This window comes from Halomicrobium mukohataei DSM 12286, assembly GCF_000023965.1.
GTDB lineage: Archaea > Halobacteriota > Halobacteria > Halobacteriales > Haloarculaceae > Halomicrobium > Halomicrobium mukohataei.
On the sequence record NC_013202.1, the window covers coordinates 2,422,471 to 2,438,475 of the forward strand.

General features: G+C 67.4%; 14 protein-coding genes. 9 read left to right on the forward strand and 5 right to left on the reverse strand.

The annotated features are described in order from the left end of the window. Positions 1-28: 28 nt before the first annotated feature. The 5 genes from HMUK_RS12165 to ppc all read right to left on the reverse strand — a co-directional run bounded on the left by HMUK_RS12165 (position 29) and on the right by ppc (position 6,155). On the reverse strand, positions 29-481 hold the full coding sequence (locus tag HMUK_RS12165) for a universal stress protein (RefSeq protein ID WP_015763469.1): 453 nt from the start codon (positions 479-481) through the stop codon (positions 29-31). A 240-nt stretch (positions 482-721) separates the two neighbouring features. After that, on the reverse strand, positions 722-2,251 hold the full coding sequence (locus HMUK_RS12170) for an ABC transporter permease (protein ID WP_126967074.1): 1,530 nt from the start codon (positions 2,249-2,251) through the stop codon (positions 722-724). A gap of 107 nt (positions 2,252-2,358) precedes the next feature. Next, positions 2,359-3,213, reverse strand: coding sequence for an ABC transporter ATP-binding protein (locus HMUK_RS12175; RefSeq protein WP_015763471.1), 855 nt, complete (start codon positions 3,211-3,213; stop codon positions 2,359-2,361). 2 nt (positions 3,214-3,215) lie between these two features. Continuing rightward, entirely contained in the window at positions 3,216-3,338 is a 123-nt protein-coding gene (locus HMUK_RS18040) for a hypothetical protein (RefSeq protein ID WP_262983432.1), read from the reverse strand. A gap of 120 nt (positions 3,339-3,458) precedes the next feature. Further along, positions 3,459-6,155: a phosphoenolpyruvate carboxylase gene (ppc, locus tag HMUK_RS12180; RefSeq protein WP_015763472.1), complete on the reverse strand. Its 2,697-nt coding sequence runs from the start codon at positions 6,153-6,155 to the stop codon at positions 3,459-3,461. A gap of 239 nt (positions 6,156-6,394) precedes the next feature. Here ppc and HMUK_RS12185 point away from each other — a divergent pair, with 239 nt between their 5' ends. The 9 genes from HMUK_RS12185 (at position 6,395) to HMUK_RS12225 (ending at position 16,005) form a co-directional block, all read left to right on the forward strand. Continuing rightward, the gene (locus HMUK_RS12185) at positions 6,395-7,198 is read left to right on the forward strand and encodes an alpha/beta fold hydrolase (protein WP_015763473.1); all 804 of its coding nucleotides are present in this window, start codon (positions 6,395-6,397) and stop codon (positions 7,196-7,198) included. Then, entirely contained in the window at positions 7,191-8,753 is a 1,563-nt protein-coding gene (locus HMUK_RS12190; protein ID WP_015763474.1) for an AMP-binding protein, read from the forward strand. The genes HMUK_RS12185 and HMUK_RS12190 overlap by 8 nt, the downstream gene beginning before the upstream one ends. 262 nt (positions 8,754-9,015) lie before the next feature. Further along, positions 9,016-9,717 (forward strand): helix-turn-helix domain-containing protein, encoded by a 702-nt coding sequence (locus HMUK_RS12195; protein ID WP_015763475.1) that lies wholly within the window; start codon positions 9,016-9,018, stop codon positions 9,715-9,717. 65 nt (positions 9,718-9,782) lie between these two features. Then, positions 9,783-11,198 (forward strand): ABC transporter substrate-binding protein, encoded by a 1,416-nt coding sequence (locus HMUK_RS12200; protein ID WP_015763476.1) that lies wholly within the window; start codon positions 9,783-9,785, stop codon positions 11,196-11,198. Between the two features lies 1 nt (position 11,199). Then, positions 11,200-12,000: an ABC transporter ATP-binding protein gene (locus HMUK_RS12205; protein ID WP_015763477.1), complete on the forward strand. Its 801-nt coding sequence runs from the start codon at positions 11,200-11,202 to the stop codon at positions 11,998-12,000. 1 nt (position 12,001) lies between these two features. Beyond that, positions 12,002-12,700 carry an ABC transporter ATP-binding protein gene (locus tag HMUK_RS12210; protein WP_015763478.1) on the forward strand — a complete coding sequence of 233 codons (699 nt, stop codon included), beginning with the start codon at positions 12,002-12,004 and terminating at the stop codon, positions 12,698-12,700. Beyond that, entirely contained in the window at positions 12,697-13,734 is a 1,038-nt protein-coding gene (locus HMUK_RS12215) for a branched-chain amino acid ABC transporter permease (RefSeq protein ID WP_015763479.1), read from the forward strand. Before HMUK_RS12210 ends, HMUK_RS12215 begins: the two co-directional genes overlap by 4 nt. Before the next feature lie 67 nt (positions 13,735-13,801). Continuing rightward, a complete protein-coding gene (locus tag HMUK_RS12220; protein ID WP_015763480.1) occupies positions 13,802-14,998 on the forward strand; it encodes a branched-chain amino acid ABC transporter permease in 1,197 nt (398 codons plus the stop codon). Beyond that, positions 14,995-16,005 carry a 3-oxoacyl-ACP synthase gene (locus HMUK_RS12225; protein ID WP_015763481.1) on the forward strand — a complete coding sequence of 337 codons (1,011 nt, stop codon included), beginning with the start codon at positions 14,995-14,997 and terminating at the stop codon, positions 16,003-16,005. Before HMUK_RS12220 ends, HMUK_RS12225 begins: the two co-directional genes overlap by 4 nt.

Below are 16,005 nucleotides of genomic sequence, written 5' to 3' on the forward strand. Positions count from 1 at the left end.
CACCGGTAAGCAACTACAATAAACCGTATCAGTGGTCGCCCCGGACGAAAGTCACCGGGCACGGCGATTCGAGCAGGACGTGCTGGGCCGTCGACCCGAACACGGCCTTGCCGGTCGGTGACCGACGGCGACCGCCGACGATCAGGTGATCGGCCCCTTCCTCGGTCGCGAGGTCGACGATCCGTGCGCCGTGTTCGCCGATCCGACCGGTGATCCGGTAGTCGATCTTCGCGTCCTCCAGCGAGTCCTTGACCTCACGGACGATCGAGAGTCGGCTCGTCACCTCGTCGACGTCCGCGTCGGCCGGATCGCTGAAGTCGAGTCGTTCGGTCGCGTTGTCGTACTCTTCTGGGGTGAACACGTGAGACAGGATCACCGACGCGCCGGTGGCTCCGGCGATGTCGATGACCGTCTCGGTGAGTTCGTCGATGCGTTCGCTGTCGGTGTGTCCGAGTGCCAGCATGACTGTCTCTATCGCCATGTCCGTGACATCTATGCCACCGTACAAAAACGTTCGGTGGCCGGTCCGTAGTGACGAGGCGACGCGCTGAGACCGACCGAGGAGCGATGTCGTGGCGGATACAGACGGTAGGCCAACGCCACCACGGATGGTCGAACGTAGCTTAATTCTTACACTTTGTGTCGTGTGACGAACGCTGCGATGTTTCAAAAACTGATACGTCCGAACTCTCGCCCGCGTCCGTGCGAAACGTGATGGAGACTACTGTCGTCGCCGGCCCACGAGTGCCACACCGAGCGCGACGACCGTGAGAGCCAGGTAGACGACCGGGATCCCCGCCGACGCCGTCGACGGCCGGGCGGCGACGTAATCGAGCGCGCCGAGTCCGTTGACGGGGCCGAGGTACCACGCCGTCAGATAGGCGATCTCGAAGCTCTTGGATCGCCCGGTCCAGACGCCCAGCGCGAGCGCGATCGCCGGCAACGACAGGACGGCCGCGAGCCAGCCCGCGAGCGCACCGTCCATCCCGGAGAGGGCGAACCGGACGGGTGCGGGCACGGACACCAACAGCCCGATCGCGACGCCGGACGCGTAGGTCGCGCCCAAGAGCCGGATCGGTCTGCTGCCGACGAACACCAGCTCTGTCGTCCGGTATCGCCGTTCGCGCGTCCCGAGTGCCGACCACGCCGAGAGCGGGAGCAAGAGCGCGATCGGGACGACCAGCGTGCGGACGACACCGATCGGCGCGACGGCAGTCGCGAGAACGGCCAGCGCGGCCGCAGCGTACCACCACCGAGGGTAGCCACGAACCGCCATCCGGAGTTCGGCCAGCAAGACGGGGACGGGCGAGCCGCCGTCGCGGCTGACGGGTGCGAGGTCGACATCGACCGACGAATCCGCCGTCGTCGACGGTTCGACCTCGTCGTCCGCGGTCTCTCGATCGGACTCCGAGCGAGAGAGGAACGACCAGCGCGTCGAGTCGTCGAACCGGTCGAACGCGAGCCAGGCCCCTCCGAGGAATCCACACGCGGCGGCGAGTACCGGGAGACGGGCCACGAGCCGCGGCCCGGTCCAGGCGATCCCGTCCCACGTGAACTCGGCGAGACCGCCCGGATCGTCCGTGTAGGTGAAGCCGAAGACCGACCCGTCGAAGGCGGGATACTGGGCCGCGATCGACTGGACCATGCTGTCGCGGACGACCGCGAGTCCGACGAGATCCAGCGGCGCGTCCGGTGCGATCCCGGCTACGATGGCGGTCAGCGCGAGCAGGAAGTAGATCACGGTACCAGCAGTGCCACGGAGCGGTCCGATCGTCTCGAAACAGACCGCGACCGCCGCGACGACGGCCATGGCCGGGATCGTGATCAGGAGGAACGGCGAGACCAACGCCCAGGGGTCGAACGCGCCCACGCCGACGAAGAGCGAGGCGACGCCGGTCGAAGCGAGCAGGACCAGCGTCCCGAACGCGAGGACGGCGACGTTGCTCAGCCACTTCCCCAGGAGGTACTGGCCGTTCGACAGCGACGAGGGCGCGATCAGTTCGCTCACCCCCGTCTCCAGGTCCCTGCCGATGCTGCCTTTCACGAGGGAGAATCCGAAGAGGACGAGCACCGTCGTGCCGATGACGGCCGTCATCCCAGCGAGCCAGGCGATCGTCGGGCGGCCGGTGTAGTCGGTGCCGACCACCAGCGTCGAATCGACGGTGACGATCTTCACGAAGTACGCGACCAACAGCGGCACGACGAGGAACTTCGTCGAGCGCGACCGCTCTCTGAGGTCCGCCAGTGCCACGGCGACGACCGGTCTGATACTGCCGGCTGTAACTGTTTCGAGATATTCGCGAACCCGTGGTCGCGAAATTTCGTGCAGACTTACAGCCGGCAGTATGAGTGGCCCGGTCATCGTCCGATCGCGTCGAGGTACGCGTCTTCGAGGGTCGGTTCCGCGGGCTCGGCTGCCGGCGTCGGCCGCGACGCCGAGACGACCCGGACCGCGACGCCGTCGCTGCGCCGGGCCGTCCCGCTGATCGTGTACTCGCGTTTGACCTCGGCGAGGTCGTCGTCGCCCACGGTCCACTCCCAGACCGAACCCTCGACCTCGTCGAGCAGCGCGGCGGGGGACTCGTGGGCCAGCACGCGTCCGTCGTGCAGGAGGACGATGTCGCTCGCGGTCACCTCCACGTCCGAGACGATGTGCGTCGAGAGCACCACGATTCGATCCTCGGCGAGCTCGGCGAGGACGTTCCGGAAGCGGACGCGCTCCGTCGGGTCGAGTCCGACGGTCGGTTCGTCGACGACCAGCAGCTCCGGGTCCGCGAGCAGCGCCTGGGCGATCCCCACGCGCTGGCGCATACCGCCCGAGAATCCGCCCAGGCGACGATCGGCCGCCGCTTCGAGGTTGACGAGCGCGAGGAGGTCGTCGATGCGCTCGCCGACGTTCGAGACGCCCCGTATCGCCGCCAGGTAGCGGAGGAACTCCCGAGCGGTCAGGCTCGGGTACACGCCGAACGACTGGGGGAGATAGCCGACCGAGTCCCTGATCGCGCGTGGCTCCTCGCGCACGTCCGTCCCGTTCCAGCGGACCCGCCCGTCGGTCGGCTGGAGCACGGTCGTGACGATCCGCATGAGCGTGGACTTGCCGGCACCGTTGGGGCCGAGCAGCCCGACGACGCCCGGTTCGAGCACGAGATCCACGTCTCGAAGCGCGTGTTCGTCGCCGTACCGTTTCCCGATCCCGTCGAGTTCGAGCTGCATCGTCACCGCCCCCGCCGCTCGATGCTGTGGACGGACAGTGGGGTCACCGTCGGCGGGGCGATACCGGTGCGGGAGGGCGGTCGGCCGGTGTCACGATCGAACTCGGGGCCAGTGTGGCGGACCATATCCACTGGTGGATCGGATCGAGTATAAAAGCAGAACGAGAGCTTCAGAGTCGGAAGTCCGGTCGAAACCGTCGACCGTCGCTGTCTCACGATACCCCCAATCCGGTCGAGTAGGAGGCGCTATCCGGTGTTTTTCATGCCGGCGGCGATGCCCTGAACGGTCAGGCGCAGCGTCCGGCGCTCGGTCTCCGTGAGGTGGCTCTGTGCGAGCAGGCGCACCTGCAGGAGGTTGAGCGGGTCGACGTAGGGGTTCCGGCGGTCGAGGTTCTGTTCGAGCCACTCGCGCTTGAGGAGGCTATCACGGCCAGTGATCTCCGTGACGATGTCGACGGTGTCCTCGTACTCCTGGCGGATGTCGGGGAAGATCCGTTCCCGGAGGTCGTCGTCGGCCAGCGCGGCGTACTCCTCGGCGATGTCGAAGTCGGTGCGTGCCAGCGCGAGGGACGCGTTGTCCAGTTTGGTCTGGAAGAACGGCCACTCCTCGTACATCTCCTGGAGGGTCTCCACGTCGCCGCCGTCGTCGAGATACGCCTGCAGCCCCGTCGCGATCGAGTACCAGCCGGGGATGATACAGCGGGCCTGGGTCCAGGAGAACACCCACGGGATCGCTCGCAGGTCCTCGACGCTGCGGTCGCCCGAGCGGGAGGCGGGACGAGAGCCCATGTTGAGGTTCTCGATCACAGAGATCGGCGTCGCCTGCTCGAAGAAGTCGACGAATCCCTCCGTCTGGAGGAGCGATTCGTACTTCTGGCGGGCCGCCTCGGAGGCGGTCTCCATGGCGTCCTCCCACGCTTCTGGGACCTCTTCGACGGGCTCTTCGAGGGCGTTGTACCGGGAGCGAACCTGCGCGTTGAGCATCTGTTCGAGGTTGCGCTCCGCGATGGCTTCGTTGGCGTACTTCTCGGCGATGGCTTCGCCCTGCTCGGTGAACTTGATCTGGCCCGTCACGGTCTCGTTGGGCAGGGCCAGCATCGCGTCGTTCATCGGGCCGCCGCCCCGGGAGATCGAGCCGCCCCGGCCGTGGAACAGTCGCATCTCCACGTCGAAGTCGTCGGTGATCGCCGCCAGTCGCTTCTGGTTGCGGTACAGCGACCAGTTGGCGGCGAGGTAGCCGTTCTCCTTGTTGGAGTCTGAGTAGCCCAGCATGATCTCCTGGACGCCGTTGCGGGCCGCCAGTGCCTCCTCGTAGGCGTCGTTCTCGAACAGCGTGCCCATGATGCGTCGCGCGCCGTCGAGCGCGTACTTCGACTCCAGCAGGGGGACGATGTCGAGCCCGCAGTAGCCCGGCAGATCGACGATACCGGCCTGGTCGCCCAGGAAGAGCACTTCCAGCACGTGACTGGCTTCCTCACACCAGCTGATCGCGTAGGTGTCGATGGCGTCGACGCCGAACTCGCGCTGCCAGTCGGCCAGCTTGCGGAACCGTCGGATGACGCGGGCCGAGTCGTCAGAGAGGCCGTCGACGTCTTCCATGTCGACGATCTGGCCGTCCTGCAGGATGGCCTCGGTGAGGAACTCGACGCGCTCGTCTTCGTCCATGTCGGCGTAGTCGATGCCGTCGCGGTCGACGGTCTCCGCGATGGCGTCGGTGTGCATCTTGCGGTGGTCGCGCATGTCCAGTCCGGCCAGCGTGAAGCCGAACGTGTCGACCTTGCGGACCAGCGGGTCGACGTGGGCCTCGGCGATCACGTCGGCATCGTTGGCACGGAGGTCGTCGGCGATGGCCCGGAGGTCGGCCAGCAGGTCGCTCGAATCCGAGTAGCCCCCGGAGCGAACGTCGCCCACCCGGAGCACGCCTTCCCGCATCAGCTTCAGCTTCTGGCGGTAGGGCTCGTCGGGATAGCGTTCCTCGGCCTCGCTGGCGACGCCCGGCAGCGCTTCCTTGTGGTCCGCGAGCCGCTCGTCGAAGGCGTCGGTCGTGTCGATGTTGCTGGCGTCCTGGCTCAACACGCCCGACAGCTCCTTGAGGCGGTCCCGGTACAGCGGGAGCACGACGTCGCGCTGGCGTTCCAGGGTCTCCTCGGTGATCTCGGGCGTGACGAAGGGGTTGCCGTCACGGTCGGAGCCGGCCCACGAGCGGAACTCGTAGAGCTTGGGCACGTCGACGTCGCCGTCGTACTCCTCGTCGATTGCGTCTTCGAGTTCGTCGTAGACCTCGTCGATCACTTCGAAGAGGACGTTCTCGATGTACCACTGGACGTTGAGCGCCTCGTCGGTCACTTCCGGGCGGCGGTCGCGGACCTGTGGCGTCTGCCAGAGGCTCGTGACCTCCGCGGCGAGGTCGTCCTCGATGTCCTCCTGTTCGCTGTCCGTGAGCCGGACCTCGTCGAGCACTTCGAGGTCGCCGGCGACCGACCGGAGCTTGGCCTTGACCGTCTTGCGTCGCGCCTCGGTCGGGTGGGCGGTAAACGTCGGCTCGATGAGCACGTCGTCGAGGACTCGTTCGAGAGTCTCTGGGTCTGCTCCCCGCTCGGAGAGCTTCTCGACGGCGTCGGTGACGCTGTCTTCGAGCACGCCCTCCTGGCTCCCCTCGCGGATCTCGCGGACCCGCTGGCGCTCCTCTGCGAGGTTGATCAGTTCGAAGTAGGTGGTAAACGCACGGGCGACGATGTCCTGCATGTCCGGCGAGAGACGGTCGAGCGTCCGTTCCACGTCGTCGCGGTCGTCGGCGTCGCCGCGGCGGTAGTCGATCGACGACGTTCGGATGTTCTCGACGGTCTCGAACCCTTCGGTGGACGTCTGTGCTTCGATCACTTCCCCGAGGAGCTCCCCCAGCTCGCGCACGTCCTCGTTTATTTCCCTGGCGTGCAAATTCATACCAGTGGAGACTCGGGGGAGTCCTAAAACTCTAGCGAAAGTCAAAATGTCTGTCGTCCCACTGTAAGCATTCGTCCATTGTTTATGATTGCCTTGCCACGGAACGTCGCGGTTCGGTCCCAGATCGCCCGTTCGAGGGCGTTCCGTCGAACGGAACCGTCGCGGCGGCCGTCAGCGTGGAGAGACAGGGTTCACACGTGAACGTCAATGTTGATGGGATATCACGACCAAATGAAACTATGCCAACTGCCACGCACGACGGTGTGACGCTCGCCTACGAACGCTCGGGACCCGCAGACGCCGAGACGGTCGCGTTCGTCGAGGGGCTGAGCTACGGCACCTGGATGTGGCGCTGGCAGCGCGAGGCGCTCTCGGCGTCCTACGAGACGCTGGTCTGGGACAACCGCGGGACGGGCGACTCCGACGAGCCGCCGGGGCCGTACACCACCGAGCAGATGGCGGGCGACTTCGAGGCCGTGCTCGACGACGCTGGCGTCGAGACGGCCCACGTCGTGGGTGCGAGCCTGGGCGGGATGATCGCCCAGCAGTACGCGCTCGACTACGATCGGGCCGACTCGCTGACGCTGATCGCGACGACGCCGGGCGGCGAGGCGGCGGTCCCGATTCCGGCGGCCACTCGACAGCAGATGCTGAACGTCCCCGAGGAGTACGACGAGGCGGCGACGATCCGACACAAGATGCGTCCGGCCGTGACGGACGAGTTCTGGGAGGAACGGTCCGACGTGGTCGACCGCATCGTCGAGTGGCGACTGGAGACCGATCCCTCCGAGGCGGCCTACGAGTGGCAGAGCGCCGCCGCGGTCGGGTTCGACGAGAGCGACAGGCTCGGAGAGATCGACCTGCCGACGCTGATCGTCCACGGCACCGCCGACGAGGTGATCCCCTTCGAGAACGCGACCCTGCTCGACGAGGCGATTCCCGACAGTCGTCTGGTGGCCGTCGACGGCGGCTCGCACCTCTGTTTCATCGAGCGGGCAGACACCGTCAACGAACACCTCCGGTCGTTCCTCGACGATGTCTGAGCACGGTCCCCAGCGGTGGGTGGGTGACTGGAGCGCACGCAGGCGGGCGCTGTCGCCCGACCGGATCGGACTGGTCGACGCGACCAGCGGCGCGGAGTACACCTACAGACAACTCGACCGCCGCGCCAACGGCTGTGCCCGCTTGCTGGCCGATCACGGCGTGACCCGCGAGGGCGGGGCAGATCCGGACGCGGGCGGCCGCGTCGCCGTACTCTCACGAAACCGTCCCGAGTTCGTCGATCTGTTCTTCGCGACTGGCAAGACCGGCGGCGTGCTCGCGCCGCTCTCCCATCGCCTGGCACCGCCGGAACTCGGGACGCTGCTCGACGACGTTGCCCCGTCGCTACTCGTCGTCGAGGAGCCCTTCGCCGACGACGCGGCCGAGGCCCTCGCCGACGCCGACATCGACTGTCCGGTGCGCTCGCTGGCGACGGCGGGCGAGACGACCTGGGACCGCCTCGACGAATCGCTGCCGACCGACCGATCCCCCTACGACGGACCGACGCTGGAGCCGGCAGACCCACACCTGTTCTTGCACACCGGCGGCTCGACGGGGACCCCCAAAGAGACCGTCGTCAGCCACGAGGCGATCGTCTGGAACGCGACCAACACCGTCACCGCCTGGGGGCTGCGACCGGACGACGTGACGCCGCTGACGTTCCCGATGTTCCACACCGGCGGGTGGAACGTGTTGACGGTCCCGGTCTTTCACATGGGCGGGACCGTCGTCCTCGCCCGAGAGTTCGATCCCGGTGAGGTGCTCGAACTGATCGAGGCGCGGTCGGCCACGCTCCTCGTCGCCGTCCCGGCGGTGTTGCGGATGATGGTCGACCACGATCGATGGGCCGAAACCGACCTCTCGACGCTGCGACTCGCCAAGTCCGGCGGCGGCCCCTGCCGAGAGTCGGTGCTGTCGGCGTGGTGGGACCGCGGCGTCGACCTCTCACAGGGGTACGGGCTGACCGAGTGTGGCCCCAACAACTTCGCGATGCCCGACGACTGGCCCAGAGAGAAGGCCGACACAGTCGGCGTCCCGAACGTCCACGTCGACGTGCGGATCGTCGACGACACCGGTGTGGAGCTGCCCCGCGGTGAGGTCGGTGAGCTCCATCTCCGGTCGCCCCACGCGGCGACGGAGTACTGGCACCGGCCGGAGGAAACCGCCGCGACGTTCCGTGACGACGGCTGGCTCGCGACCGGCGACCTCGCGCGAATCGACGACGACGGCTACGTCAGTATCGAGGGCCGCAAGAAGAACATGTACATCAGCGGCGGCGAGAACGTCTTCCCCGCGGAAGTCGAGGACGCCGTCTCCGCCCATCCGAAGGTCGAGGACGCCGTCGTCGTGCCCGTCGACGACGACCAGTGGGGCGAGGTCGGTCGCGCCGTCGTCGTCGGCGACGACTCGCTCACGCTCGACGAACTCGCGTCCTTTCTGGACGGCCGACTCGCGCGGTACAAGCGGCCGAGAGACCTCGTCTTCGTCTCTGCGCTTCCCCGCAGCGGTCCGGACAAGATCGACCGCGACGCGGTCGCTGACGAGTACGGTTGCTGATACCGTCGGCTCTCATACGGACGGTTGTAGGCGTTTACCCAGTCGACCGCACGACAGCGTGCGGTCGATCTGGTAAAGACCTACAACTTTCCGTATCAGTCTGTGATGAACGGGCCACCGCCGGACGGCGACCGTCGTGGGACGGTGGGGGTCGGCAGTACGGTCCGGCGACGGTATCAACGCAGTAACACCTCCCTACTACCTTCGAGGGCGGAATTGTTTATCATGGTCTAGCGTGTGGAATAGGGCGGAAGGTCGTCGCATGATCGAACTATCAATGGACGTAGAGCAGTACGACTGTCCGTTTATCGATACGACGGCAGATCACGCTCTCTCCTTTTCGGCCGTCCACTGGGACTTCGATCGGCGAACGCGGGAGTTAGAGACGCGGATGGTCGTCGAGGGTGCCGACCGGGAGGAACTCTCCGTGGGCCTCGAAACGCTGCGCGACCACGGGAACATGAACGACTGCTCGCTCGTGGCGCGGCGCGACAACGTCGCCCAGATCAGGACGGTCATCGCCGAGACCGACGCGATGGCGACGATCAGGAGCAACGACGGCTACGTCACCGGCCCCTTCTACATCGAGGACGGGAGCGAGGTCTGGCACGTCGGATTCGACGCGAGTAGCGAGGCCGACAGCGCCCTCTCGGAGCTCGACCGGAACAACGAGTACGAGGTCGTCGAGCGCACCGACACCTCTCTCCCGGAGATGGGCGATCTGGTGCAAAACGCCGGTGCGGCGATGACGCTGATCGAGGGGTGTCAGGACCTCTCGGACACCGAACGCGAGACGCTGGAGGCCGCCGTCTCCAGTGGCTACTTCGAGACGCCACGGGACGCCACCCTCGGGAGCCTGGCCGACGAGTTCGGCGTGTCCAAGCCGGCGGTCTCGAAGAACCTCCGCCGGGGGCAACGGAAGATGATCCACCGCGTCGTCACGGCGCTGGACGACATCGAGTAGCGCTCTCTCTCGTTAACATGTAAACCTTCGTGTCTTTGTGACTGTGGGGCTAGTCATTATTCGTTATGAACCGGACTGTCACGAGACGGCGTGCGATCCGATCGCTTGGTGCTGCGGGCGTCGTCGCGCTCGCGGGCTGTACCGGCGACGGTGGTGACGGCGACACGGCGGCGAGTGGCGACGGCGGCGACACGGAGACAAACATGCAAGACACGTCGACGACACAGTCGAGTTCGGACAGCCTCACGATCGGTGTCCTCCAGCCGCTCTCGGGGGACCTGGCGTACTACGGTCAGCAGGGCCTCTGGGGACTGCTCTCCGGGCTCTCGTACAAGGCCGACGCCGATCCGCCCACCGACGTGGGCACCGGGACGACGACACTCTCGGTCGGCGACGTGGAGTACGAGCTGATCGTCCGCGACACGGAGTTCACCGCCGACGGCGCGCAGTCGGCCGCGACGGATCTGGTGAGCAACGAAGGGGTCGACATGCTCTTTGGCTGTTCGTCCTCGGGTGCGGCCTCGCGTGTCATCACCAACGTCGTGAAGGCGTCGTCGGTCCCGATGATGGTCGGGCCGGCGGCGTCGGCGGGGATCACCTCCGAGAGCGAGACCTGCGGCGATCTGGTGTACCGTGCCAGCGAGAACACGGCGATGGACGCCCGCTCTGGCGGCCGGTACGTCGCCACCGAGACCGACGTATCACGGGTGTACCTGTTCGGCGCGGACTACAGCTTCGGCCGGGCCGTCGTCAACAACTACCGATCGGTGCTGGAGTCCGAGGGCATCGAGATCGTCGGCGAGCGGTTCGTCAACCAGGGGTACTCGGAGTGGGACGGGCTGCTGGAAAACGCCGAAGACGCGGGCGCGGAGGGGATCGTCGGCGGGTTCACCGTCGCGACGCTCCCGAACCTGTTCAGCGCTTTCCTCTCGGGCGAGTACTCCTATCGCGCCTTCGGCGGGTTCGCCACCCGGATCACGAACGCCGTCGTCGGCCAGACGATGCAGCGCGTGCTCGGCGACCCGCTCACAGAGGAGAAAATCGAGGGCGCGGGACTGGGACCGTTCACGACGCGCTACCACTGGAACCAGTACGACAACCCGATCAACGACGCCTTCGTCGAGTCGTACACGAACGCCTACGGCGTCGTTCCCGACCTCTTTACCGCAGGCACGTTCACGGGCGCGTCGGCGATCCACCAGGCCGTCACCGAGGGCGGCTCGACGGATCCGGACGACATCACGGGCGCGCTCAAGGGGATGACCGTCACCGACACGCCGAAAGGCGAGAACGGCTACACCTTCCAGGAGTACAACAATCAGGCCCGTTCGGAGATGACCGTCGCCAACCCCGTTCCGACACAGGACCAGTGGGCCGACAGCTGGGACTCGCTCATCCAGCCCGGCGACCCCCTGGCTCGGATCTCCGGGGATCAGGTAACGATTCCGGCAGACAGCGACGACATGAACTGCTCGTTGTAACATGCTCAGGACGCGGGGACTCACGAAGCGGTTCGGCGGCATCACGGCGGTCGACGGCGTCGACTTCGACCTCGGGTCGGAGCTGTGCTCGCTGATCGGGCCCAACGGCGCGGGCAAGACGACGTTCTTCGACCTGCTGACGGGCGAACTGGAGCCGACAGACGGACGGATCGAGTTCCGTCACGACGGCGAGTGGGTGGACGTGACGGCGACGCCCCCGTCCGAGATCGCGAGCCTCGGCGTCCACCGCTCGTACCAGATCACGAACGTCTTCCCGACCTCGACGGTGCTCGAAAACGTCAGGGTCGCCGTACAGGCCCACAGCGACCACTCGGCGACGTTCTGGCGGACAAGCGACGCCTACGAGGCGGATCTGACCGCGGCTCGCGACATCCTCGAACGGGTCGGGCTGTCCGAGCGGGCCGACGACCTCGCTCAGAACCTCAGCCACGGAGCGGGCCGACAGCTCGAAGTGGCGATCGCGCTGGCCGGCGACCCGGACGTGCTCTTGCTCGACGAACCGAACGCCGGTGTCAGCTCCGAGAGCGTCGACGACATCGTCGCGCTCATCGAGGACGTGGCCCGGGACCACGCGGTCCTGCTCGTCGAGCACAACATGGACATCGTGATGGAGGTCTCGGACCGCGTGGTCGTCCTGAACCAGGGCTCGGTGATCGCCGACGGCGATCCCAGCGACGTGCGGGCCGATCCGGCCGTCCAGGAGGCGTATCTCGGCGGCTACGAGACCGGCGACCTGGCCGAAGACGGCGACGAGCCGGGCGAGCCCGAGGGGGTCGCGTAGCGTGGCCCTGCTCGACGTGGCCGACATCGAGACGTACTACGGCGAGAGCCACGTCCTCGAAGGCGTCTCTCTGTCGGTCGAACGTGGCGACGTGGTCGCGTTGATGGGTCGCAACGGCGTCGGGAAGACGACGACGCTGCGCTCGATCCTCCAGTTGACGCCCCCGCGGTCGGGGAGCGTGACCTACGACGGGACCGACCTCGTCGGCCGCCGGACGCACGAGGTCGCGGCGATGGGCGTCGGGTGGATTCCCGAGGACCGACGGATCTTCACCCAGCTGAGCGTCGCGGAGAACCTCCGCGTGTCGGTGCCCGACGGCGACGACGACGCCGAGGCGCTGTCGATCGCCTTCGAGACGTTCCCGATCCTCGAACAGCGCCGCGATCAGGCGGCCGGCACGCTCTCGGGGGGCCAACAGCAGATGCTCGCACTCGGCCGCGGACTGGTCGGGGACAACGATCTCCTGCTGGTGGACGAACCCAGCGAGGGGCTCGCCCCCCAGATCGTCGCCGACGTGGCCGACGCACTGGCCGCGGCCGCCAGCGAGACGACGATGCTGCTGGTCGAGCAGAACCTCCCGCTGGCGCTGGATCTGGCCGACCGATTCTACGTCCTCGACAACGGGCGGGTCGTCGACGAGGGCGACGCCGACGCGGTGTCGGCCGACGACGACCGGCTCAGGAGGTACCTATCTGCATGACGCTCGCGCTCGAACTGGCCCAGCAGGTCCTCTTGCAGGTGGGTTTCGTCGACGGCCTCGCCGAGTTCGTCCGGCCGGGCACGTTCGCTGAGGTCGTCCTCCGGGGGCTCTCGAAGGCGGCGATCTACGTCATGATCGCGGCCGGGCTGACGCTGATCTTCGGGCTGCTGGGCGTGCTGAACTTCGCCCACGGTGCGCTGACGATGATCGGGGCGTACCTCGGCGGCCTCGTGATGGTCCTGACGGTGGCACAGGGAACGGGGCCGTGGGCTCGGCTGGCGCTGTTTTTCGTGGCGATGGCGGTCGTCTTCGGCTTGCTGTCGGCACTGGGTGGGTCCATCGAGGTGAGCCTGATCCGGCCGCTGTACGATCGGCCGCCGATCTACCAGATCCTGCTGACCTTCGGCGTGACGCTCGTGCTCGAAGAGCTGGCCCGGATCGTCGTCGGCTTCTACGGCCTCCAGCCCCTCGCGGAGTGGCAGGCCGCGCTCGGGACGATCCCTGCTTTTCTGGAAACGTCGCAGTCGCTTGGCCCGGTCTCCGTGCGCGGACTCGCGCTGTTCGAGATCTTCCTCGGCGCGCTGACGGTCGCTGCCATCTGGGGATTCCTCACGCGCACGCGCTACGGCCTGTTCATCAGGGCCGGGAGCGAGGACAGCGAGATGGCGGAGGCGCTCGGCATCGACGTGCGGCGGGTCTTCACGGTCGTCTTCGCGCTGGGTGCGGGCGTCGCGGGCGTCGCCGGCACGCTCCTGATGTGGGACCCGGTCTGGGGAGCGAGCGTCCCGCTGGCCGCCGAGTCGCTGTTGCCGGCGTTCGTCGTCGTCATCATCGGCGGGCTCGGCACGTTCCGAGGGACGGTCGTGGGTGGGCTGATCGTCGGCCTCGTCGACGCGACGACGACCTGGTGGTTCCAGAACGTCGTCGTCGAGTGGACCTGGCTCCCGGAGGTCGCCATCTTCATGATCCTCGTCGTGGCGCTGATCGTCCGTCCGCAGGGGATCTACGGCGTCGAGGAGGTGGGGGGCCATTAGCGTCTCCACCCGTCTCCGACAGCGTGTCCGGGCCAGCTGGCCGGTCGCGTCCGTCGAGCGCCACCAGGTGTATCTCGTCGTCGTCGGGCTGCTGGCGTGTTACCCCGCGATCTATCACCTCCTGACCCACTCGCCACTGGGCGAGGTGGCCGTCACCGTCCTCCCGCGGATGGAGACGATGGTCGCCGTGCTGTACTTCTCTCTCTTTGCGATGTCGTTCGACTTCATCAGCGGCTACACCGGCTACCTCTCGTTCGGCCACGCGGCGTTCTACGGCACCGGCGCGTACACCGTCCTCCTGATCGCCAACGGGAAGGTCCCGCTCTTGGGTCCCGAGACGCCGTTCCTGGTGGCACTCGTCGTCGGCGCGGTCCTCGCGACGGTGCTCGCGGTGGTGATCGGCCTGGTCTCGTTCAGGCTGACCGGGGTCTACTTCGCGATGATCACCCTCGGTTTCGCACAGGTGCTGTACGTCTTCGTCCGGGACTGGGACTACGTCGGCTCGAACCCCCGTGACGGGATCGCGCTGAGCGGAGCCCGCGGCTTCGAGCTGGGCGTGCCCTACGTCGATCAGCTGACCGTCTCGCTGGGCACGCTGACCGGCGACACGCTGGCGCTCGCGGGCCACACCCTCGGGACGACGACGGTCTCCTTTTACGCCGTGGGTGTCGTCGTCCTCCTGTGTTTCGCGGCGATGCAGCGGATCCTCCACTCGCCCTTCGGCCGCGTCATGGTCGCGATCCGCGAGAACGAGGACCGCGCCGAGGCCATCGGTTACGACACCTTCCGCTACAAGCTGGGCGCGTTCGCGATCAGCGGCTTCTTCGGCGGCGTCGCCGGGGGACTGCTCGCGGGGTTCAAACGCTCCGTGACCCCCGAGTCCGGGTTCTACTTCCTGACCAGCGGCGACGCGCTGCTGGCCAGCATCATCGGCGGATTCGGGACCCTCGCCGGCCCGCTCTGGGGCCACCTGTTCGACGAGACCGTCCGGGAGTTCCTCTCGAATCGGGGCCAGGGCGGCGGCCTGCTCCCGTATCTGGAACAGACGCTCTCGGAGGAGTTTCTGACGACCGAACTCGTCGGCGGGCTCACGGTCGAGGGCTTCATCACCGCCGCGCTGAACGGCCACGCGAGCCTCTACGTCGGTATCGTCTTCGTCCTGTTCGTCCTCTACGTCCCCGACGGGATCGTCGGCACGGTCCGCTCGCGGCTGGGCGGTCGGGTCGCGCGGCGGCTCCCCGAACGGCTGTGGGGTGAGCGGTGACGGTCCACTGCACCGGCCTCGCCGTCGCGTTGCCCGAGGCGACGATCTCCGGTGCGACGATCGCCGAGCGCTCGGGTATCCCCGAGTCGGTCGTCGTCGAGAAGATGGGTATCCGCGAGAAGCGCGTTGCCCGCGACGAACACCCCAGCGACCTCTGTGTCGAGGCGGGACGGCGGGCGCTGGACGACGCTGGCGTCGACGCCGCGGCTCTGGACCTGGTCAGCTACCACGGGAGCGAGCTGAAAGACCACGTCGTCTGGAGCCTCGCCGCGGACGTGGCCGAGCGGCTGGGCGCGAGCGACGCCTACGCCAGCGAGAGCTACGCGCTCTGTGCCGGCGCGCCGATCGCGATCCGAGAGGCGGCCGCACAGATCCGGACGGGCTCGATCGACCGCGCGCTGCTGGTCGCCGCGAGTCGCGAGGAGGACCTCGTCGACTACGGGGACCCGGACACCTCCTTCATGTTCAACTTCGGGAGCGGGGCGAGCGCGATGGTCCTCGAACGGGACGCCGGGGAGCGCGCCATCGCGACCGTCCGCGAGAGCGCCGCGATCACGGACGGGAGCTTCTCGCGCGACGTGATCGTCCCGGCCGGCGGGACCGTCCAGCCCCCCTCGAACGCCACCGTCGAAGAGGGTCGCCACTCCCTGCGCGTCCCGGACCACGAGTCGATGAAAGCGCGACTCGCCGAGGTGAGTCTGCCGAACTTCCTCGCGGTGGCCGACGACGCCCTCGACGCCTCGGGCTACGACCGCGACGCCGTCGACTTCGCTGCCATCACCCACATGAAGCGGTCGTTCCACGACCACCTCTGTGACCAGTTCGGGCTGGGCGAGCGCGAGCACCTGTATCTGGACGAGTACGGTCACGTCCAGAGCGTCGACCAGGCGCTCGCGACCCGCGAGGCCAGAGATCGCGGCTGGCTCGACGACGGAGACGTGGTCCTCTTTCTCGCCGCCGGGACGGGCTACACGTGGGCGGCGACGGTGCTGGAGTGGCGCGGCTAA

Bases quoted from the DNA above. Each gene is read 5' to 3' on its own strand.
- HMUK_RS12165 (WP_015763469.1), bottom strand. From the start codon at position 481: ATGGCGATAGAGACAGTCATGCTGGCACTCGGACACACCGACAGCGAA.
- HMUK_RS12175 (WP_015763471.1), bottom strand. From the start codon at position 3,213: ATGCAGCTCGAACTCGACGGGATCGGGAAACGGTACGGCGACGAACAC.
- HMUK_RS18040 (WP_262983432.1), bottom strand. From the start codon at position 3,338: ATGGTCCGCCACACTGGCCCCGAGTTCGATCGTGACACCGGCCGACCG.
- ppc (WP_015763472.1), bottom strand. From the start codon at position 6,155: ATGAATTTGCACGCCAGGGAAATAAACGAGGACGTGCGCGAGCTGGGG.
- HMUK_RS12185 (WP_015763473.1), top strand. From the start codon at position 6,395: ATGCCAACTGCCACGCACGACGGTGTGACGCTCGCCTACGAACGCTCG.
- HMUK_RS12190 (WP_015763474.1), top strand. From the start codon at position 7,191: ATGTCTGAGCACGGTCCCCAGCGGTGGGTGGGTGACTGGAGCGCACGC.
- HMUK_RS12195 (WP_015763475.1), top strand. From the start codon at position 9,016: ATGATCGAACTATCAATGGACGTAGAGCAGTACGACTGTCCGTTTATC.
- HMUK_RS12200 (WP_015763476.1), top strand. From the start codon at position 9,783: ATGAACCGGACTGTCACGAGACGGCGTGCGATCCGATCGCTTGGTGCT.
- HMUK_RS12205 (WP_015763477.1), top strand. From the start codon at position 11,200: ATGCTCAGGACGCGGGGACTCACGAAGCGGTTCGGCGGCATCACGGCG.
- HMUK_RS12215 (WP_015763479.1), top strand. From the start codon at position 12,697: ATGACGCTCGCGCTCGAACTGGCCCAGCAGGTCCTCTTGCAGGTGGGT.